General features: G+C 51.7%; 15 protein-coding genes and 1 tRNA gene. 8 read left to right on the top strand and 8 right to left on the bottom strand.

The features are described 5' to 3' along the window. Positions 1-6: 6 nt before the first annotated feature. The 5 genes from recG to gmk are packed head-to-tail and all read right to left on the bottom strand — an operon-like array spanning position 7 to position 5,856. A complete protein-coding gene (gene recG, locus WCT94_RS12490) occupies positions 7-2,088 on the bottom strand; it encodes an ATP-dependent DNA helicase RecG (RefSeq protein WP_336869827.1) in 2,082 nt (693 codons plus the stop codon). Then, entirely contained in the window at positions 2,088-2,780 is a 693-nt protein-coding gene (gene trmH, locus WCT94_RS12485) for a tRNA (guanosine(18)-2'-O)-methyltransferase TrmH (RefSeq protein ID WP_336869805.1), read from the bottom strand. Before trmH ends, recG begins: the two co-directional genes overlap by 1 nt. A gap of 5 nt (positions 2,781-2,785) precedes the next feature. Beyond that, on the bottom strand, positions 2,786-4,885 hold the full coding sequence (spoT, locus tag WCT94_RS12480) for a bifunctional GTP diphosphokinase/guanosine-3',5'-bis pyrophosphate 3'-pyrophosphohydrolase (protein ID WP_015842293.1): 2,100 nt from the start codon (positions 4,883-4,885) through the stop codon (positions 2,786-2,788). An 18-nt stretch (positions 4,886-4,903) separates the two neighbouring features. Then, positions 4,904-5,179, bottom strand: a complete 276-nt coding sequence (gene rpoZ, locus WCT94_RS12475; protein ID WP_005968230.1) for a DNA-directed RNA polymerase subunit omega — start codon at positions 5,177-5,179, stop codon at positions 4,904-4,906. Between the two features lie 53 nt (positions 5,180-5,232). Then, positions 5,233-5,856, bottom strand: a complete 624-nt coding sequence (gene gmk / locus WCT94_RS12470; protein ID WP_263058375.1) for a guanylate kinase — start codon at positions 5,854-5,856, stop codon at positions 5,233-5,235. A 320-nt stretch (positions 5,857-6,176) separates the two neighbouring features. On the opposite strand from gmk, the gene ligB reads away from it, so the two are divergent. The 4 genes from ligB (at position 6,177) to WCT94_RS12450 (ending at position 11,084) form a co-directional block, all read left to right on the top strand. Continuing rightward, entirely contained in the window at positions 6,177-7,868 is a 1,692-nt protein-coding gene (ligB, locus tag WCT94_RS12465) for an NAD-dependent DNA ligase LigB (RefSeq protein WP_336869804.1), read from the top strand. A 254-nt stretch (positions 7,869-8,122) separates the two neighbouring features. After that, the gene (eptB, locus tag WCT94_RS12460) at positions 8,123-9,805 is read left to right on the top strand and encodes a kdo(2)-lipid A phosphoethanolamine 7''-transferase (protein WP_336869803.1); all 1,683 of its coding nucleotides are present in this window, start codon (positions 8,123-8,125) and stop codon (positions 9,803-9,805) included. 253 nt (positions 9,806-10,058) lie between these two features. Beyond that, a tRNA-Pro gene (locus tag WCT94_RS12455) sits at positions 10,059-10,135 on the top strand. Between the two features lie 421 nt (positions 10,136-10,556). Continuing rightward, a complete protein-coding gene (locus WCT94_RS12450) occupies positions 10,557-11,084 on the top strand; it encodes an Ail/Lom family outer membrane beta-barrel protein (RefSeq protein ID WP_336869802.1) in 528 nt (175 codons plus the stop codon). A 46-nt stretch (positions 11,085-11,130) separates the two neighbouring features. On the opposite strand, the gene WCT94_RS12445 is transcribed toward WCT94_RS12450, so the two are convergent. Next, on the bottom strand, positions 11,131-12,732 hold the full coding sequence (locus tag WCT94_RS12445) for an EAL domain-containing protein (protein ID WP_336869801.1): 1,602 nt from the start codon (positions 12,730-12,732) through the stop codon (positions 11,131-11,133). Positions 12,733-12,827: 95 nt separating this feature from the next. Beyond that, the gene (locus WCT94_RS12440) at positions 12,828-14,027 is read right to left on the bottom strand and encodes an NAD(P)/FAD-dependent oxidoreductase (protein WP_336869800.1); all 1,200 of its coding nucleotides are present in this window, start codon (positions 14,025-14,027) and stop codon (positions 12,828-12,830) included. Positions 14,028-14,303: 276 nt separating this feature from the next. Here WCT94_RS12440 and pitA point away from each other — a divergent pair, with 276 nt between their 5' ends. Then, positions 14,304-15,809, top strand: coding sequence for an inorganic phosphate transporter PitA (pitA, locus tag WCT94_RS12435; protein WP_336869799.1), 1,506 nt, complete (start codon positions 14,304-14,306; stop codon positions 15,807-15,809). A 199-nt stretch (positions 15,810-16,008) separates the two neighbouring features. On the opposite strand, the gene uspB is transcribed toward pitA, so the two are convergent. Beyond that, a complete protein-coding gene (gene uspB, locus WCT94_RS12430) occupies positions 16,009-16,344 on the bottom strand; it encodes a universal stress protein UspB (RefSeq protein WP_014913651.1) in 336 nt (111 codons plus the stop codon). A gap of 555 nt (positions 16,345-16,899) precedes the next feature. On the opposite strand from uspB, the gene uspA reads away from it, so the two are divergent. The 3 genes from uspA to WCT94_RS12415 all read left to right on the top strand — a co-directional run bounded on the left by uspA (position 16,900) and on the right by WCT94_RS12415 (position 20,473). Beyond that, positions 16,900-17,337, top strand: coding sequence for a universal stress protein UspA (gene uspA, locus WCT94_RS12425; protein ID WP_180742131.1), 438 nt, complete (start codon positions 16,900-16,902; stop codon positions 17,335-17,337). Between the two features lie 291 nt (positions 17,338-17,628). Then, positions 17,629-18,972: an NADP-specific glutamate dehydrogenase gene (gene gdhA, locus WCT94_RS12420; RefSeq protein WP_336869798.1), complete on the top strand. Its 1,344-nt coding sequence runs from the start codon at positions 17,629-17,631 to the stop codon at positions 18,970-18,972. A gap of 187 nt (positions 18,973-19,159) precedes the next feature. Further along, positions 19,160-20,473, top strand: coding sequence for an NAD(P)/FAD-dependent oxidoreductase (locus WCT94_RS12415; RefSeq protein ID WP_336869797.1), 1,314 nt, complete (start codon positions 19,160-19,162; stop codon positions 20,471-20,473). The last annotated feature ends 20 nt before the right edge of the window (positions 20,474-20,493 follow it).

Below are 20,493 nucleotides of genomic sequence, written 5' to 3'. Positions count from 1 at the left end.
CTGCGATTAGGCGTTGGTGTAGCGTACGCGCTCGGGTAGCCAGCGTTCGATTAGCGCAATGGCATGTTCGGGGTAGTGCTCGTGGAGATGGCGCGCAACGCGCTGCACCTGCGGAATCAGATCCTGATCGCGCAGGAGGTCGGCTACTTTGAACTCGGCATTACCGGTTTGCCGCGTACCTAATAACTCGCCCGGCCCGCGAATTTCCAGATCGCGCTGAGCGATCACAAAGCCATCGTTGCTATCGCGTAGAACCTGAAGCCGTTTCTGTGCGGTTTTGCTCATTGGCGTTTTGTAGAGCAGTACACAGTGAGACGCTACTGCGCCGCGTCCGACGCGCCCACGCAACTGGTGCAGTTGTGCCAGACCCAAACGTTCCGGGTTCTCGATGATCATCAGGCTGGCATTCGGTACATCCACACCCACTTCGATGACGGTGGTCGCCACCAGCAGTTGCAGCTCGCCCTGTTTGAAAGCCTGCATCACCGCCTGCTTTTCCTGCGCTTTCATGCGGCCGTGAACCAATCCGACCTTGAGATTCGGCAGCGCAGCCTTTAACTCTTCACTGGTGGCCTCTGCCGCCTGCGCTTCCAGTAGATCGGATTCTTCGATCAGCGTACACACCCAATAGGCCTGCCGACCTTCCTGCTGGCAGGCGCTATTCACGCGCTCGATGATATCGCTGCGGCGTGAATCCGGTATGGCGACCGTGGTGACGGGCGTTCTGCCCGGCGGCAGTTCATCAATGACGGACGTATCCAGATCGGCGTAGGCCGTCATCGCCAGCGTGCGGGGAATCGGTGTGGCGGTCATAATCAATTGATGAGGGTGAAAGCCCTGTTCTTCGCCTTTTTCCCACAGCGCAAGGCGTTGATGCACGCCAAAGCGGTGCTGTTCGTCAATGATAACCAGTGCTAGCCCGTTGAATTTCACCTGCTGCTGGAAAATGGCGTGCGTCCCGACCACCATGGAAACCTGGCCGTTAGCGATAGCGTCCTGCTGTGCCTGACGCGCTTTTCCTTTCTGTTTGCCAGCCAGCCAGCCCACTTCAAGCCCCAGCGGTTCAAACCACTGGCGGAAATTATGGGCGTGCTGTTCGGCCAATAGCTCTGTGGGCGCCATCAGCGCGACCTGTTTGCCGTTAGCAATGGCACGCAAGGCAGCCAGCGCGGCGACCAGCGTTTTCCCTGAGCCCACATCGCCCTGCACCAGACGCATCATTGGGAAGTCTTTTGCCATATCCGCTTCAATCTCGGCCACGACACGTTCTTGCGCCTGAGTGGGGTTGAACGGCAGCGCGGCGAGCAGGCGTTGCTTCAGGGCGTCTTGAGCCTGTAGCGGCGAGGCTTTATGTCGCTGCTCCCCGGCCCGTACGGCGAGCATACTCAGGTTATGCGCCAGCAATTCTTCCATAATCAGCCGCTGCTGCGCTGGGTGCTTACCGTGTTCCAGCTCGCTGAGCTGCATATCCGGTGGGGGACGATGTAACGTGCGCAGCGCATCCGGCAGGCTAATGAGGGAACGGCTCAGGGATTCAGGCAGTAACTCATCGATGTGGTTGGCGGCGAGCAACTCCAGCGCCTGATCGGTGAGTTTGCGTAGCGTTGCCTGACGAATACCTTCCGTGGAGGGATAAACCGGCGTGAGTGATTCCTGTAGCTCAACCTGCGTATTATCCCCTTGAACACGGTATTCAGGATGGATGATTTCCGCGCCGATTTTGCCGCGCTTGATTTCGCCATAAGCCGTAACGCGTTGTCCTGGCGCGAGACTGTTTTTCATCGCCGCATTGAAATTGAAGAAGCGCATGGTCAGCATACCGCTGCCATCGCTGATTTGGCAGGTCAACATGCGACGGCTGCCAAAGGTGATGTCGTTGCGTAGGATTTCACCTTCCACGGTGGCATACATGCCGGGAAGGAGGTCGCCAATGGGGTAAAGGTGCGTGCGGTCTTCGTAGCGTAAAGGCAGATGCAGCAGGAGATCCTGCACGGTTTCGAGCCCGAGTCGCGCGAGTTTCGCTGCCTGACTGGCACCCACGCCAGCGAGTGTGCTCAGCGGTTGGGTGTTTAGCAGGCGGCCTTTCATCAGCACTCCGACGATTGCATCGCGGCCCACCACGGGGTATCCGCTACAATCTGACCCTGATGGTCAATATAAGGACGAGGGAGCCCTTTACGTTTTGCGACGCGCGCCAGTACCGGATAGCCCCCTTCAAAAAGCAGACGCTGCTGCTCTTCTTCATTCAGCGGGCTGTCTTCACGCTGGTACATGCCGGCGATTTGGCGCTGACGTTGCGCTTCATACAGGATCAACGCCGAGGCTACGGAGACATTCAGCGATTGCACCATACCAGTCATCGGAATAATGATGTCCCGATCGGCCAGCTTGAGCGCTTCGGCAGTAATCCCGGTTTTTTCCTGTCCGAGCAGAATGCAGGTCGGGCGGGTGTAATCAATCTCCCGAAAATCGACCGCGTGCTCAGACAAATTGGTCGCCAGAACCTGCATGCCTTCTGCTTTCAGATGGCCGACTGCATCACCGATATTGCGATGAGTTTTCACCTGAACCCAGCTATTGCTGCCTGCGGCGGAGGAAACCAGCGTTTTCATCCGGCTGGTGGGCCAAATCGCATGAACCTGATGCACACCGACGGCATCCGCGGTACGGATAACGGCAGAAATGTTGTGGGGCTTATGCACCTGCTCCATGCAAATCGTCAGATCGGGCTGACGGCAGTTGAGCATTTCTTTTATGCGTGCATAACGTTGAGGGGTCATGACGATTAATTTCGGTTACGGTTAACTTTGATGACGTCCGGCATCACGCGGATTTTACGCATAATATTAGCCAGATGAACGCGATCGAGGGTGGTGAGACGGATAAAGGCGCTGTATACGCGGCCGTCTCTCTCTTCCGTGTTGATGCTCTGAATATTGGAATTCGCGGCGTTGATTGCTGCCGTCAGGTTCGCCAACGCGCCCTGATGGTTGAACATATCGACTTTGATTTCGGCGATGAACTCTTGTTCTGTCACCTTATCCCACTCTACCGCCATGAATTTTTCAGGTTCTTTCTGATAGCCGCGAATGTTGCGACAGGATTCATGGTGGATAACCAGCCCTTTACCGGGGCTGACGTGGGCAATAATCGGGTCGCCGGGGATAGGGCGGCAGCACTTGGCAAATGAGATCATGACGCCATCTGCGCCTTTGATCGGCAGCTTGCGCAGCCCGGTAGTTCCCAGCTCTGACTGTTCATTCAACAGATTTTTCGCCACGACGACGCTCATGGCATTACCCATACCAATTTCCGCCATCAGATCATCCAGCGTAGCGAGCTTCATGCGATCGAGCTCAAGCTGAATAGATTTCTCAGGGATGTCGGAAAGTTTACGACCATTGCCCAGAGCGTGGTTCAGTAAACGGCGGCCGAGGCTCACGGAATCATCACGCTTGAGGTTTTTCAGCATCTGGCGGATTTTAGAACGCGCTCTGGAGCTCACGACAAAGTTAAGCCATGCGGCGTTTGGTCTGGCGCCTGGTGCGGTGATGATTTCAACGGTTTGGCCGCTGGTGAGCGACTGTGATAGCGGGTAAGGCTGACGATCGACGCGTGCGCCGACGCATGCATGGCCGATATCGGTGTGTACCGCGTAGGCGAAATCGACGGGCGTCGCGCCTGCGGGGAGTTCCACAATACGGCCTTCCGGCGTGAAGACGTACATCTCATCAGGGAAGAGATCGGACTTCACGCTTTCGATAAATTCAAATGAGCTACCCGCACTTTGCTGGAGTTCCAACAGGCTTTGCATCCAGCGTTGGGCGCGTACTTGAGCAGTAGTACTGCTCTCGCCTTCTTTATAAGCCCAGTGCGCGGCGACACCCATTTCCGCCATTTGATCCATATCGTCGGTGCGAATTTGTACTTCAACCGGCACGCCGTGCGGACCAATCAGCGACGTGTGCAGCGATTGGTAGCCGTTGGCTTTGGGAATAGCGATATAGTCTTTCACCCGGCCCGGGCGCGGCTTATACAGGCTGTGAACCTGACCGAGCACGCGATAGCAGGTGTCCAGCTCTTTGACGATGACCCGAAACGCGTAGATATCCATGATGGAATGAAAACGCTGCTCTTTCAGGTGCATTTTGCAGTAGATGGAGTACAGGTGTTTTTCGCGGCCGCTGACGCGGCAGGCAATCCCAGCTTCCGTCAAACGTCCTTCGATTTCCGACAGGATTTTCTGAATCATTTCCTTGCGGTTACCGCGTGCGGCCTTGACGACCTCTTTAATGACACGATAACGGTTCGGATACAGCGCCTCAAAACCCAGTTCTTCCAGCTCGGTTTTGAGGTGATGGATACCCAGCCGATGTGCCAGCGGACTGTATATTTCCAGCGTTTCGCGGGCAATGCGGCGGCGCTTATCCGGGCGCAATGAGCCCAGCGTGCGCATGTTATGGGTACGGTCTGCGAGTTTGATCAGGATGACGCGAATATCTTGCACCATCGCCATGATCATTTTGCGAAAGTTTTCAGCCTGCGCTTCTTTCTTATCGCGGAACTTCAGTTTGTCCAGCTTGGAGACGCCTTCCACCAGTTCAGCAACGCTTTTACCGAAAAGCTGTTCCATGTCCTGATAGGTGGCGGGGGTGTCCTCTATGACATCATGCAGCAGTGCTGCCATCAGCGTTTCGTAATCGAGACGCATCTCCGCCAGAATACAGGCGACGGCAACAGGGTGTGTGATATAGGGTTCACCGCTGGAGCGAGTCTGCCCCTCGTGAGCATCACGTGCAACTAAGTAAGCCTGCTGTAAACGTTTGATCTGATCTTCTGGCAGATAACGTTGAATCAGCAGATTAAGGCTTTCAAAAATGTACAAGGGCGACTCGTGGTGTGATTAACGACGGCCTTCAGCAATCGCGGTAACCGCCTGAATCTCTGCGGCTTCCTGCTCTTGCTGTTCCTGACGGTCACGAACATCCAGAATCTGGTTGTTGATCAGACCTTCTTCGATCTCACGCAGTGCGATCACGGTGTACTTATCGTTTTCTTCAGGAACCAGCGGATCTTTGCCGCCAGTCTGGATTTGACGGGCGCGACGAGCAGCGACCAACACCAGGTCAAAACGGTTACCAATTTTCTCTACAGCGTCTTGAACAGTTACGCGTGCCATAATGTGCTACTCCACAGGAAATAAAATGACTGCGCATCATACTGAAAGAGGCGTCAGTCTGCCAATAGTTTGGTGATTAATGCATCATGCCGAACCTGTTGTCTGCTCAAACGCAGACGTTCGGCGCGAATAATGGTTTTCAGATCGAGTAACGCCAGATCGAAATCATCATTCACAATCAGGTAATCATACTCGCCGTAGTGCGTCATTTCAGCCACTGCTTGAGACATACGGCGGGCAATGACCTCATCGCTGTCTTGTCCACGGCCGCGTAGTCGGCGAGCCAACTCTTCTTTTGACGGCGGCAGAATGAAAATACTGCGCGCGTACGGCATCTGGGCGCGGATTTGCTTGGCTCCTTGCCAATCGATATCCAGAAAAACATCAACGCCAGTCGCTAATACCTGCTCAATTGCCGGTCGGGATGTACCGTAGTAATTACCGAAGACTTCAGCGTGCTCCAGAAACTCGTTATCCTGAATCATACGCTTAAATTCATCGACTTCGACGAAGAAATAGTGTTCGCCGTGGTTTTCTCCCGGTCGTTTAGCCCGAGTGGTATGCGAAATCGATACCTGAGTGTCGTAAAGCGGCTGAGTTTTTAATAACGCCTGAATCAGGCTGGATTTCCCGGCCCCACTGGGAGCAGAAACGATATATAACGTGCCTTGAGCCATAATGAAGTTTTATTCATGGTTACGATGGTGAATGTAGATATGCGACAAGAAGATGCGCATATCCCCGCATTATACACGCCAATATGTCATCAGTCGCGTTGCGTAAATTCTCCGCCGACTGTTTTTCGTTATGCCATCGGGCAAATCTTTTTGCCAACGTGCCTTTTTGAGATTGCGATGTGTGTTCCTGTCTTTTTTACCTGCGTTGCAAACGATAAATCATCTTGCGGCGCGTTTGGCATTTCTCTTTTTTGTGCCTCGTATTTTCCCCTCCATTGCTATGTACTGCGGCCATTCGCTAATGGATGGCTGGAGGGATTATGTGGCTCAGGATCGGCGCATTTTTGATCATCATCGTTGTCGGGGATCTCTGCGGTTTTGCGGCAGCGGCCCAAGTCTGCCCGGATTGGGATAACACGCGTTCCAGCAAAGAAATGGATGCATTACGTCATCAGTTAGAACGGTGGGATGACGTGTATTACACCGAAGGGAAAAGCCCGATAGAAGATGACGTTTACGATCAACTGCGGGACCAGTTAAATCAGTGGTTAGGCTGTTTCCAGCCCCAAAACGCCATTCCTGCACGATTACCTGATAGCGGTAAGCAACCACATCCTGTTGCCCATACGGGATTGAAAAAATTGTCCGATCGCGGGCAGTTGGTGCAATGGATCGCCCTGCGTGAGGATGTATGGGTTCAGCCAAAAGTCGATGGTGTGGCCGTTACGCTGGTTTATCAGCACGGCAAGCTTGTCTCTGCGGTTAGTCGGGGTAACGGCCTGCAAGGTGAAGACTGGACGGAAAAAGTTCGTCTGATTCCGGGAATCCCTCATTTATTGACCGATGCACCTTCCTCCGTGGTATTACAAGGCGAGCTTTTCCTGAAGATGACCGATCATCGGCAGCGTATTCAGGGTGGTGTGAATGCCCGTTCGATGGTGGCGGGTGAAATGCGTCGTCATCAACCCTCTCCCATGCTGTCGCAGATTGGTCTGTTTGTCTGGGAATGGCCGGATGGCCCAAAAACGATGCCCGAACGTCTGGAGAAATTGAAGGGCATGGGGTTTGCCATGACGGCGGCCTATACCCATGCTATTGGGTCATTTGCCGATGCTGAAAAATGGCGTCATCACTGGTATCACAACCCGCTGCCCTTCGTGACGGATGGCGTGGTGATTCGCCAGACTAAAGAGCCGCAGGGGCGATATTGGCGTAATACTGCGGCCGACTGGGCGATCGCATGGAAATATCCGCCTGTTCATCAGGTTGCGGAAGTCACTGATGTGGCGTTTTCTGTCGGGCGGACGGGTAAGATCGCCGTGGTGTTAAAACTTAATCCTCTGCAACTGGATGACAAATCGGTCAGTCGGGTGAATGTCGGTTCGCTGTCTCGTTGGAAACAATGGGACGTGTTGCCCGGCGATCGGGTGAGTGTCAGTCTGGCAGGACAGGGGATTCCACGTCTGGATAATGTGGTATGGCGGGGGACTGAACGGCCTGCCATCGTTTCCCCCAATGAACATGATTTCCATGCTTTTAGCTGTTTTCGGTATAGCGTGGTTTGCCAGCAACAATTTCTGGCGCGCTTGGTCTGGTTGAGTGGAGAGCATGGGTTAAATCTGGCGGGGGTGCGCGACGGGATGTGGCTGCGCTTGATGCAGCATGATTTACTGGAAGATGTGCTGTCATGGCTGTTTCTGACGGAGGCACAGCTTAATGCGGTTAATGGCATGGGCGATAAGCGGGCACGAGATATCTATAAGAGCTTGCAGTCGGCACGGCAGATGCCACTATCTCGCTGGCTACTTGCGCTGGGTATTCCTGTTCCCCGTTCTGCAATTAGCGCATTAGATCATGTGGATTGGCTAGCGTTACAGCAATGGACGGCGCAACAGTGGCGACAGTTCTCCGGTATTGGAGAACGACGGGCTGAAGAGATTATGGCGTTCCTGAAGCACCCTATCGTGGTGGAATTAATTGCCCGATTAGCTCGTGAAGGCATAAATAGATAAGCGGTGATGATTTTTCAGGATAGGTTGAGATTGTGCTTTTTATTTTTTCGTGGATTCATTCACATAAAAGGGTCTTTTTTTCTGTTCTCCCTACTTAATCATAAGTAAAATTTACGAATTAAAGGTCTGCGCCTATTTGCTGTTTTGCGATATAGAAATGCCTGTGAGTCTGATTATTTCCGTTGAACTCAGGCATACGGATGTTGTCGTATAGCTTCAGATAATAAGAAAGGTTTGTTGGAGCACTTGTCATAATGAAGTTTGTAGCATCTTTTTCGCAACCCAAATTATCGTTTATCCTGGCAATCTATATTGGTCTTTTTCTCAATATCTCAGTGTATTATCGCCGCTTTGATTATTTTTCACTCTCTGCTGGTAACCAGGTTCCAACGTTTATTCCCGCTCTTGTCGAATTGACGGCGAGTATCTTATTTACCTTTTTCCTGATGAGAATTATTTCACTTGGGGGACGTCGTTTTTATCGAATTATTGCTTCTCTCCTGGTGCTGATTTCCGTTGCCGCCAGCTATTACATGACGTTTTTTAATGTCGTGATCGGCTATGGCATCATTGCTGCGGTTATGACCACAGATATTGATCTTTCCAAAGAAGTTATTGGTTTTCGTTTTTTCCTGTGGATGCTGGCGGTGAGTGCGCTACCGCTGTTTTTGATCTGGAAGAATTCACTGCGCCATACGCTAATCGAACAGCTTAAATCGCCGGGAAAGCGTTTAATTCCTCTTCTGGTTCTTGTTGCCGTCGTTGCGCTGGTTTGGGTGCCGCTTCGCTATATGGACAACATTCAGTCGGTGTCCGAACGGGAATCTAATGTGGATTTGCCCAGCTATGGCGGCGTAGTCGCTCACTCGTATCTGCCTTCTAACTGGTTGTCTGCGTTAGGGTTATTTGCCTACACCAAGTATGACGAGAGTCAGGACTCTTCCAATCTTTTCGATCCGGCTCAGCACTTTACCTATGTCCCACCGAAAGGCATTGATGATACCTACGTGATTTTCATTATCGGTGAAACAACCCGCTGGGATCATATGGGGTTATTAGGCTACGAGCGGGATACGACGCCAAAGCTTTCGAAAGAAAAAAATCTGGTCGCATTCCGTGGTCAGTCATGTGATACCTCCACCAAGCTTTCCATGCGCTGTATGTTTGTGCGAGAAGGTGGGACGGAAGACAACCCGCAGCGAACGCTGAAAGAGCAGAATATCTTTGCCGTACTGAAAGAACTGGGCTTTACCTCCGAGCTGTTTGCCATGCAAAGTGAGGTGTGGTTCTACAATAGCATTGAGGCGAACAACTACTCTTTCCGCGAAATGATTGCGTCAGAGAAGCACAATGACGGTAAATCGGTGCAGGATATGTTGCTGGTTGATGAGGTCAAGGAGTCGCTGGCACGTTATCCCAAAGGCAAGCACCTGATTGTGCTGCATACCAAGGGTTCTCACTACCTGTATTCCATGCGCTATCCTCGCAGCTACGCGCGCTATCAGCCTGAGTGTATGGGCGTTGATGCTTCCTGTACGCGTGAACAGTTGATTAATGCTTTCGATAATAGCGTGCTCTATACCGATAGCTTTATTGATAGCGTGATCGATCAAGTTCGGGATAAGAAGGCGATCGTGTTTTATGCTTCCGATCACGGTGAATCGATTGATGAGAACTATCATTTGCACGGCACGCCGCGTCAGATGGCGCCGCCGGAGCAGTTCCGTTCACCGATGATGGTATGGACGTCGGATAAGTTTCTGGCTGACACCGATAACCTGCATGCGTTTGAACAGTTGAAAGCTCAGCAACGCGTTGGCAAAACACATCGCCATGAAGAGCTGTTTGATACGATTCTTGGATGCCTGGGATACACATCGCCTGACGGCGGTATTAACCCTAAAAATAACTGGTGTCAGAAACCTGCTATACCCTAAATAATTCGAGTTTCAGGAAGGCGGCAAGGGAAGGAATCCCGATGAGCTTACTTAAGTAAGTGATTCGGGTGAGTGAACGCAGCCAACACACATGCAACTTGAAGTATGACGGGTATAATTGACATGAATCACGGACAAGGACGTCGGTTTCAGGCTGTCAATGCAAGAGATGGACACTTTAGCGGCAGCCGAAATCCTTTTGCTAAAAAGGTATTGACGCTCCAATAGGGTAGCAGTAAGATGCGCCCGCATTCGGCGAGTAGCGCAGCTTGGTAGCGCAACTGGTTTGGGACCAGTGGGTCGGAGGTTCGAATCCTCTCTCGCCGACCAATTTTCTTCCTTAGTAAATCAATCGTTCTTCACTCGTCTCCCCTTGTAACATTGTCTATTCACACTACTCGTTTATAAAACTGTTCGCTTATAAAAATCGTCCTTTGTCACATCAGTCCTTTATAAAAATAGGGTTTTATCTCGACCTTTTCTGGCGTCGCTCATTGCCATATTTTCCTTGCTTTTAGTTCAGAATGTTCCCAAAAACCGGACAGAAAATTGGGTGTTCATTATCCTTTATATTATTTATCCTTTTGTTTTTTAATGAATAAAATAAAAAACATTCCAGTTGTTTAAAAATAATACTGACTTTACCTCACCGTATTTAAATGTAAGTTTATGTGCGGCCAACATTCGCGATATTTATATATCCGCTTTGTTGAAATCGTCTTTTTATTCAAACATGGAAGATGTTTATATCATGAAAAAAACAACACTGCTGCTTTCCACTCTGATTGCTTGTGCCATGGGAATGTCTGTTGCTCAGGCAACACAAACGGTATCTTTGGGTTATGCTCAGGCGAAAGTCGATGACTTCAAAGATCCAAAAGGGATTACGGCCAAATACCATTATCAGGGTGATTCCGCGCTTGGCATTATCGGTTCTTTCACTTATGTGAGCGCGGAAAAAACTGAGTATTATCAGAATTCAAGCAGTGATGTTTATAAGCTGAAATACTATTCACTCATGGCTGGTCCATCCTACCGCTTTAACGACTATGTCAGCGTTTATGGTTTGGCGGGTATTGGCCGTGGTAAATCCAGTTGGGAAGAAGACGGGGATACTTTCCGCCAATCTGGTAGCGAAAGTAAATCCAGCTTTGCTTACGGCGCTGGTATTCAAATTACGCCAGTAGCAAACTGGGCGATTGATATTGGCTACGAAGGCACGAAAATTTATGAAATGCGCGTAGACGGTTTTAATATTGGCGTCGGTTATCGTTTCTGATTTGCCTATTATTGAATACCGGTGGACAGGCCTCTGCCGGTGATTACTACTTTTCCCCTTCTTTATTTTTTTTCATAAAACTTTCTATCGATTTATTGCGATTGTAGTGAAGCCAGACGAGAAACGATTCATTGTTCATCGGCTTAGCGTAAAGAAATCCCTGAATATATTTGACGCCGCGCCGCTGTAAATACATGAACTGCTGCTCGGTTTCTACGCCTTCCGCGACGGATTGAAGATTGATGCGATGGCTCAAATTAATAATCGCATCAAGAATAGGTGCTTCTTCATCCGGTGATGAAATGGCGCTAACGAATCCCTGATCTATTTTTAGGCAATCCAGCGGGAAGTTTTGCAGATAAGAGAGTGAACAGTGTCCGGTGCCAAAGTCATCAATGGCAATCATAAAGCCATCTTCACGCAGCTGATGCAGGCGCTGTATGATTTCAGGACCGTTGCTGATGAGGTTACGTTCTGTCAGTTCCAGCGTAATGCTTAATGAATGAGAGGCGACCTTCTCGGCGAAGCGGTGTACGTCTGAGACAAAATTGGGATGATGCAAGTGCTCGGCTGCAACGTTTAGCCCCAGATGAAACCCCGGTTTTACCTGCCAACTGGCAATATCTGACGCGACCAGATCAAATAAATGCCGGGTGATGGGAATAATCATACTTTCTGCTTCGGCGGCAGAGATAAATATATCGGGCCTGATCCACTTCCCGTTGCTGCGTCGCCAACGCAGCAATGTCTCAACGCCGGTGCAGGTTCGCGCTTCTGCATCATAGATGGGCTGGTAATAGACGGAAAACTCGCCGTTAGCGATGCCCTTACGGATTTCGTCACGGAATAATAATTTACGTTTTTGCCAGTACCACATCGCCGTAGTGAAAAGCAGAGAGAGAATAATCGCCAGTGGCAGAAACGTGAAGAATGCCTGCTTCCAGTTGGTTATTTCTTGAGAAGCGGGGGCAGTGACATTGAGGGTAATCGGGAAGCGATTCGATTTGATTTCAAGCGCAGAGGTAGAAAATAGGCCGGTGCGGGGCGTAATCGCCGGGCCAGTTTGAAGCGGGTGGCCGTTATCCATTTGCAGGATAAGCTGGTAGCCGCGAATTTTGCTTATCGCAATCATGAGGTCGATCAGATTCTGCGCATCGACCATGGCGTAAGCGCCGTAACCCGTAAGAGGCATCTGGACGAAGATCAGCGCCGGGCGTTCTTTCACGTTGTCGGAGCCTGCAATTGACAGGCTCCAGCGTTCAGAATAGCTCTCTGGCAACGGCTGTTGAATGATGCGACTTATTGGCGTCACCGTGTTGCCGAACGTTGAAGAGCAATAGACGTTGGTATTATGGATAACGCCGATAGCACGAAAGTAAGAAAAGACGGAACCAAGACGTCGCAACTCATCGCCGATGACGTCGCAGGGCTGGCCATGAAAGCGCTGGAGGCGATCCACCATATTCCATGCCTGTGTCGAAATATTCTCGGCATGATTCATCGCGATTTGCGCAGTGGATTCCAAATCACGCTTTACCATTAATCTGGATTCAACAAAAGTGAACAGCAATCCAAGCAGCAGCGGCAACATGCCTGCAATCAGTAGCTGTAATAGATTGATGTTATGTTTACTACGTCTGGGGCTCATCCACATCTCCTTTCTGGCAGCAGAGGCCTATATAGAGACGTCCTTTTCTCCGTGTCGATGCATTAAAGGAGATCGCTGAATGGTTATTATAGTGCCTATTTACTAAAAGGCAGCGCCTGCGCGCATGCCCATGCTGAGCTCCATGCCCATTGGAAGTTATAGCCGCCGAGCCAGCCGGTCACATCGACCACTTCGCCGATGAAATACAGCCCCGGTACCGCGTTGGCTTCCAGGGTTTTGGAGGACAGCGCGCGGGTGTCAACGCCGCCGATGGTCACTTCGGCCGTGCGATAGCCTTCCGTGCCGTTTGGCTGTACGCGCCACTGTTGCAGGCTCTGTTCCATCTGCGTTTGCTGTGCGCTGTTGAGCTGTTTCAGTGTGACGTCCGGCAGCTGTCCTAACGCTTGCAGACATTCAACCAGTCGTTTAGGCAGCCACTGCGCCAGCGTGTTTTTCAGACTTTGGTTTGGGTGAGCGGTGCGTTCGTCATTAATGAGCTGGGTGAGATCGCGGTCGGGCAGCAGATTGATGGTGACGAATTCACCCGCTTGCCAGTAGCTGGAGATCTGCAAAATAGCCGGGCCAGAAAGCCCACGGTGCGTAAACAGGATATTTTCACGGAACGTCACGCCGTTTTCTGCGGTGACGACGGTAGGCACAGAAACGCCGGAGAGCGTTTGCAGCTGTTCGAGCAGCGGCTTGTGCAGCGTAAAGGGTACCAGCGCGGCGCGAGTGGGGAGCACGTTGATCCCGAACTGTGCAGCGAGTTGGTAACCGAGCGGTGTCGCGCCCAGACCAGGCATCGACAGGCCGCCGCTGGCAACGACCAGCGATGCGCTCTGGAATGATGTACCGTTGTTTAGCTGGATGGTGAACCGATCGTCTGATTTCTCTACCGAGGTGACTTCACTGCGCAGACGGAGAGTGACGTTAGCCCGTTCACACTCAGTTACCAGCATGTCCACGATTTGCTGTGCGGAATCATCGCAGAATAGCTGACCGAGCGTTTTCTCGTGGTAAGCGATGCGGTGGCTGTTGACCAGACTGATGAAATCCCATTGGGTATAACGCGCCAGTGCCGATTTGCAAAAGTGAGGATTGTGGGACAGGTACGCCGCCGGTTCTGCATACATATTGGTAAAGTTGCAGCGACCGCCGCCGGACATCAATATTTTCCGGCCAGCCTTCTTGCCGTTATCGAGCAGTAGCACACGCAGTCCGCGTTGTCCTGCCTGTGCTGCACAAAACATGCCTGCTGCACCGGCACCGATGATGACAGCGTCAAACTGTTCCACAATGCATTTCTCCGATGAGTGAATCGATCTTCTTGGATGGCCGCAGGCATAAGCTGCGGGGCGGCAAATTGTAGTGTTGGTTTTTGTTCGATACCAGCGTAACAATTTGCGTATTTTAGTAAAAATATATAATTATTTGATTTTTATTGATTAAGTGATTTTTCCGTCGATCCCCATCACATATTAAGTCAAAAAAATGTCATATTTTGCTTTTCCCGACCCCTGCTTGTCGCCGATAATGCGCCGCGTTCATGACCACTAAATGGCCTAACGTTTATGCTACATTTATTTGCCGGACTGGATTACTACACCGGCCTGATGTTGATATTGGCTTTGTTGTTTGTACTCATGTATGAAGCCATTAACGGTTTTCACGATACTGCGAATGCCGTTGCCACTGTTATTTATACCCGCGCTATGCGCGCAGAGTTTGCCGTTGTTATGGCGGGTATCTTTAACTTCTTTGGTGTATTGCTGGGCGGCCTGAGCGTAGCCTATGCGATTGTTCACCTTCTCCCCACGGATTTACTGCTGAACGTGAGTTCGGCGCACGGCTTGGCAATGGTGTTTTCCATGCTGCTGGCCGCCATTATCTGGAATCTGGGTACCTGGTATTTCGGTATTCCTGCCTCCAGTTCTCACACGCTGATCGGTTCTATTATCGGTATTGGTTTGACTAACGCGCTGCTGACGAATACCTCCGTCGTGGATGCGTTGAACGTGCCAAAAATGATCAGCATTTTCCTGTCGCTGTTGCTATCGCCGATTGTGGGGATGGTGGTTGCGGGCCTGATGCTGCTGGTGCTGCGTCGGTTCTGGAACAACAGTAAAAAGCGTAAACGTGTGCACCTGACGCCTGTCGATCGCGAAAAGCAGGACGGCAAACGTAAGCCGCCATTCTGGACGCGTACCGCGCTGATTCTATCGGCGATTGGGGTGAGCTTCTCTCACGGGGCAAACGACGGTCAGAAAGGTATCGGCTTGATTATGCTGGTGCTGATTGGCGTCGCGCCAGCCGGGTTCATTGTCAACATGAACGCCTCTGGCTATGACATCAGTCGTACCCGCGATGCTGTTGTCAATTTGCAGGAATATTACAAGCAGCACGGCGACGCGTTGACGCACGTTATCGATCTGTCTCCGCCTGTGATTCCTGCGCCGGAAAACACGATTCCCGGCAACGGCCAGAAAGAGTTTCACTGTGACAGTTCACGCGTGATGATTGCGATTGAACGTACACAGGGCCTGCTGAATAACCTGAAAAGTTACGACCAGTTGAGTCCTGAAGATCGTAGCAGAGTGCGTCGCTTGCTGATGTGTATCTCGGATACGATGGATCGGGTGATCAAGCTGCCAGAAACGTCGGGTGAAGATACACGCTACCTGAGCAACCTGCGTAAAGACATGCTGCAGACGGTTGAGTATGCGCCTCTCTGGATTATCGTCGCTGTCGCATTGGCGCTGTCTCTGGGCACGATGGTGGGTTGGAAACGCGTGGCTGTGACCATCGGTGAGAAGATTGGTAAGAAAGGCATGACCTACGCACAGGGCGTTTCGGCGCAGGTGACGGCGGCTCTGTCGATTGGCGTTGCCAGCTACACCGGTATGCCGGTTTCCACTACGCACGTATTGTCCTCGGCGGTTGCCGGGACGATGATTGCTGACGGTGGTGGCGTACAGGGCAAAACGATAAGAAGCATTCTGCTGGCCTGGGTGTTGACGCTGCCAATCTCAATGCTGATGTCCGGTACGCTGTACTGGCTGGCGTTGAAGCTGATCTAACTGCGGTCATTCATCACGCATAAAAAAACGTAGGGAACGTTTTTCAACGCCGCTTGCGGCGGCCCGTAGGGGGGACGGACAAGGATGTTCGTCATAAAAAAAGGCGATTCTGTGGGGAATCGCCTTTTTACTTTTTATCGACGTTCATGGTGTTAATACCAGAGAGTGTAAGTACCAATAATTATATAAGTACGATGTTTTAATACCATATCATCATGGCAATCAGGCTGATGACAATGAGGCCACACAGGGCGGTCGTGAGCAGGAATTGTCCCCGCACCCGCTCGCAGCGGCGAATAAACTCAGGGTCGTGATGATCAAGATAGCGTTGTGCGTAGATATAGCCTACCAGCCTGATTTGCTTGCTTGGCTGGCCGTGCGAGGTAAAGAATCCCCCTCCGTCAACATATTGGTAAAGCAGCGGGTCACAGTCACGCAAAACCAGCAGTAACACGCGCAATGAAGAGTAGTACCTCGCCATATTAATGATGCAGACGATACATAAAGCCCAGAAAAGCGCAAATGTACTAATCATGCTTCCCTCCCGGTCGTTCTATTCGTCAGATTCGATGGCCACACATTCCCGTTGCCCACCTGTGACCGATGACAAGCGTTACGATGACCAGCGACGCTTATCTACGACATTTTTCTGCGATGTTTTTCGACGACGAATAGTTATGCCACGTGCTTACGCACGATTTTATTGTCATTTTGGATAGCCAACAGCATCACGGCTAGCCCCGTTCTCGTTTTTCATCCCAGAGGGCGGCGGACAGGCGCACCGCCCCCTACTTGTAGTGTAGAAGAAGAATGTTCTTTTGTGCCAGAGGGGCAGGCGCAATCGGCATGAAGGACGATTTTCGGCGAGATAATGCCCTTTCTGAAAGGAGAAGCTGCGCGATTTAACTGTGAAAAGGAGCGGTTTCTACTACACTTATTAATAGAATTAACAGGTTTGAAAACGGGTTGTGATCGACTGAACAGTCCGATACCGCGGATGAGTGCTATCCTATAATCCGCTGTTAAGTATCAGATTGGCAGGAGAAATAGCTGCTAACCCTTAATTAGTCTTTACGGAAGGAGTCTTATTATGGCTTACAAACACATCCTTATTGCTGTTGACCTTTCTCCAGAAAGCAAAGTGTTAGTGGAAAAAGCCGTTTCAATGGCAAGACCGTACAATGCGAAAGTCTCGTTAATCCACGTCGATGTGAACTACTCCGATCTCTACACGGGGCTTATCGACGTCAATCTGGGTGACATGCAACAGCGTATCTCTGAAGAAACCCAGAACGCGTTGACCGAACTGTCACAGAGCGCAGGCTACCCCATCAGCGAGACGCTGAGCGGCAGCGGCGATTTAGGGCAAGTGCTGGTTGATGCGATTAAGAAATACGACGCCGATCTGGTGCTGTGCGGCCACCATCAGGACTTCTGGAGCAAATTGATGTCTTCGGCGCGCCAGCTGATTAATACCGTGCATGTCGACATGCTCATCGTGCCGCTGCGTGATGATGAAGACGAATAAAAATTAGCTTTTTTTGCATTTTTTTTCAGTGACGAAAGGCACGGCCTTCAGGCTGTGCCTTTTGTTATATAACAAAAACTTATGGCAAATTTCCCTTCCTAAATCGCCGAAAAACCCTTCCTATCTCATTGGATTCTAACGTTTATCTGAAAAGAAAACGCTTGCTTAAATATCCATCGCCAGTGTTATAGTCCAGAGGACACAACATCATTTTCACCGATCCCACAAGCTTCTGCGTGTCTAAAAATAAAGAAGCAGAAGGGAGCTTATTCGTTCAATCAGGAGCTGTTCATGGCACAAATCGTATCTCTGGCGAGTTTTCTTGATTCTGTTCAACAACGCGATCCGCATCAGCCTGAATTCCTACAGGCCGTTAATGAAGTGCTTTCCACTCTGTGGCCTTTTCTGGAGCAGAACCCTCACTATGCGGATTACAGCCTGCTGGAGCGATTGGTCGAACCGGAACGTGTGATTCAGTTTCGCGTCGCGTGGACGGACGACAAAGGTCAGGTACAGGTGAACCGCGCCTGGCGTGTCCAGTTCAGCTCCGCGATCGGGCCGTACAAAGGCGGTATGCGTTTCCACCCGTCCGTTAACCTGTCGATTCTGAAATTCCTCGGGTTCGAGCAGACGTTCAAGAATGCGCTGACGACGCTGCCAATGGGCGGTGGTAAAGGCGGTTCGGACTTTAACCCGAAAGGGAAAAGTCAGGGCGAAATCATGCGTTTCTGTCAGGCGTTGATGACGGAACTGTATCGTCATCTGGGGGCGGACACCGACGTTCCGGCGGGCGACATCGGCGTGGGGGGCCGCGAAGTCGGTTTCATGACCGGCATGATGAAGAAGCTGACCAACAACACCGCGTGCGTCTTCACCGGTAAAGGGCTGTCGTTCGGCGGCAGTCTGATTCGCCCTGAAGCGACGGGCTACGGCCTGATCTACTTCACGGAAGCGATGCTGAAACGCCACGGTCTGGGCTTTGAAGGCATGCGTGTTGCGGTGTCCGGTTCCGGCAATGTGGCACAGTATGCGATTGAAAAAGCGATGGAGCTGGGTGCGCGTGTGGTCACAGCATCGGATTCTAACGGCACGGTGGTGGATGAAAACGGGTTTACCCCAGAGAAACTGGCGCTGCTGGAAGAGATCAAAAATAAACGCTATGGCCGCGTGGAAGATTATGCGCGTGAAGCGAAACTGACTTACCTTGCAGGTAAAACGCCGTGGGAAGTGCCGGTAGATATCGCGCTGCCGTGCGCCACGCAGAATGAGCTGGATCTGCCAGCGGCGCAGACGCTGATTGCTAACGGTGTGAAAGCTGTGGCAGAAGGTGCCAACATGCCAACCACGATCCCGGCGACCGATGCGTTCCTGGATGCGGGCGTGCTGTTTGCGCCGGGCAAAGCGGCTAACGCTGGCGGCGTAGCGACATCCGGGCTGGAAATGGCGCAGAACGCAGCACGTTTGGGCTGGAAAGCCGAGAAGGTGGATGCGCGCCTGCATCACATCATGCTGGATATTCACACTGCATGTGTGCAGTACGGCGGCGAAGGCAACCAGACTAACTACGTGCGCGGTGCCAACGTGGCGGGCTTTGTAAAAGTGGCCGACGCGATGCTGGCGCAGGGCGTGGTGTAACGCCTTAGTCCTTTTGAGCGCCTGTATTCGCAGGCGCTTTGACTTTTCACTTATTTATCTAAGTTTTAGCGACATTTCTTGCTGGACACCGCTTCCTGCCTTTCTTTATCTTAATCAGCATTGCGTATCGTCGGGTTTCTGTTCCTGACCTCCGGTACAACCCGTTCTCTTCAAGGCTTACACCATTGTGAAAATCAAACATCTTCCTTTCGATCAGAATCGTAATGGCTGGTCGGCAGATCTTATCGATAAACCGAATTACCCACAGCAGCGTGGAAAAATAACCGCGGACTGGCTGGTGATCGGCGCAGGCTATGCGGGGATCGCCTTTGCACAGCGTCTGGCTGAACAGCGTCCGGATAAACACATTATCCTGCTGGATGCGGGCGAGATTGGCGACAATGCCTCTGGGCGTAATTCTGGTTTTGTCATCGATTTGCCGCACAACATCGGCAGCTCGACGGCTGAGCTGGAAAAAGCGGCGGCTTATCGCCGTCTGTTGCAGTCCGGCGTGGCGCATCTGAAAGAGAAGGTGGAGCGCCATGCTATCGCGTGTGACTGGAGCGTGGCGGGGAAATATCACTGCGCGGTCAGTTCGACGTTCAACGGCCTGATCGATACCTATGTCCGTGAATTGAACGACCTGGGTGAATCCTATCAGGTGGTGGAAAAAGACGAGCTTGCTCGTCGCCTCGGCACGTCTTTCTATCATCGCGCCGTGTATACCCCCAATTGCATTCTGCTAAACCCGGCGGCGCTGGTGGTCGGATTGGTGGCGAATCTGCCAAAGAACGTGACGGTTTATGCCCATTCTCCGGCACTGAATATCGAGACAGGTTCGCGCATTCGCGTGGAAACGCCCTATGGCGAGATTCAGGCAGATAAGCTGATGATGGCGATTAACAGTGCGGCGCGCGGCCTGCCGCTGTTCAATGGTCGGGTGTTTGCCGTGGCGACGTTCGCGACGCTGACGGAGCCGTTGAATGCGGAACAGATAGCACGTATGGGCGACATGCCGGACTGGGGGCTGACACCGGTCAATGCGCTCGCCAGCGCGACGCTGCGCTATACGCGTGATCATCGTTTCCTGATTCGGGAGCATGTGAAATTTGCCCCGGAACTGGTCAATAGTGCGGTAGAAACCGGACGCCACGCGCGGCGTCATGCGGCTATTTTTGCCCGCATGTTCCCACAGTTGAGTGATGTGAAAATGGCGCATACCTGGTCAGGGCTGATTAGCGTCACGCGCAACGGGGCGCCAATTTGGGGACAGCTAAGCGACAATGTGTACGCGTCCGCAGGCTGTAACGGGGCAGGTCTGTCGAAGCAAACCGCTGCCGGACATATTCTGGCGGATTTGGCGCTGGGTGAAGACAACCCGCTGATTGGCGATATGCAATCGCTCGGGCAGGCGAACTACCTGCCGCCACGCCCTTTCCTGGATGTAGGGGTGAACGGTTACCTGACGAGCGAACGCTGGAAAGCCCGCAGCGAGAGATAATACTGCCTGCCAATGGCAGG

Source organism: Pectobacterium sp. 1950-15 (assembly GCF_037136835.1).
Lineage (GTDB): Bacteria > Pseudomonadota > Gammaproteobacteria > Enterobacterales > Enterobacteriaceae > Pectobacterium.
This window is presented reverse-complemented; position numbering and strand designations above follow the sequence as displayed.

Excerpts from the sequence above, each read along its gene's own strand:
- recG (WP_336869827.1), bottom strand. The coding sequence starts at position 2,088 with ATGAAAGGCCGCCTGCTAAACACCCAACCGCTGAGCACACTCGCTGGC.
- trmH (WP_336869805.1), bottom strand. The coding sequence starts at position 2,780 with ATGACCCCTCAACGTTATGCACGCATAAAAGAAATGCTCAACTGCCGT.
- rpoZ (WP_005968230.1), bottom strand. The coding sequence starts at position 5,179 with ATGGCACGCGTAACTGTTCAAGACGCTGTAGAGAAAATTGGTAACCGT.
- gmk (WP_263058375.1), bottom strand. The coding sequence starts at position 5,856 with ATGGCTCAAGGCACGTTATATATCGTTTCTGCTCCCAGTGGGGCCGGG.
- ligB (WP_336869804.1), top strand. The coding sequence starts at position 6,177 with ATGTGGCTCAGGATCGGCGCATTTTTGATCATCATCGTTGTCGGGGAT.
- eptB (WP_336869803.1), top strand. The coding sequence starts at position 8,123 with ATGAAGTTTGTAGCATCTTTTTCGCAACCCAAATTATCGTTTATCCTG.
- WCT94_RS12450 (WP_336869802.1), top strand. The coding sequence starts at position 10,557 with ATGAAAAAAACAACACTGCTGCTTTCCACTCTGATTGCTTGTGCCATG.
- WCT94_RS12445 (WP_336869801.1), bottom strand. The coding sequence starts at position 12,732 with ATGAGCCCCAGACGTAGTAAACATAACATCAATCTATTACAGCTACTG.
- pitA (WP_336869799.1), top strand. The coding sequence starts at position 14,304 with ATGCTACATTTATTTGCCGGACTGGATTACTACACCGGCCTGATGTTG.
- uspB (WP_014913651.1), bottom strand. The coding sequence starts at position 16,344 with ATGATTAGTACATTTGCGCTTTTCTGGGCTTTATGTATCGTCTGCATC.
- uspA (WP_180742131.1), top strand. The coding sequence starts at position 16,900 with ATGGCTTACAAACACATCCTTATTGCTGTTGACCTTTCTCCAGAAAGC.
- gdhA (WP_336869798.1), top strand. The coding sequence starts at position 17,629 with ATGGCACAAATCGTATCTCTGGCGAGTTTTCTTGATTCTGTTCAACAA.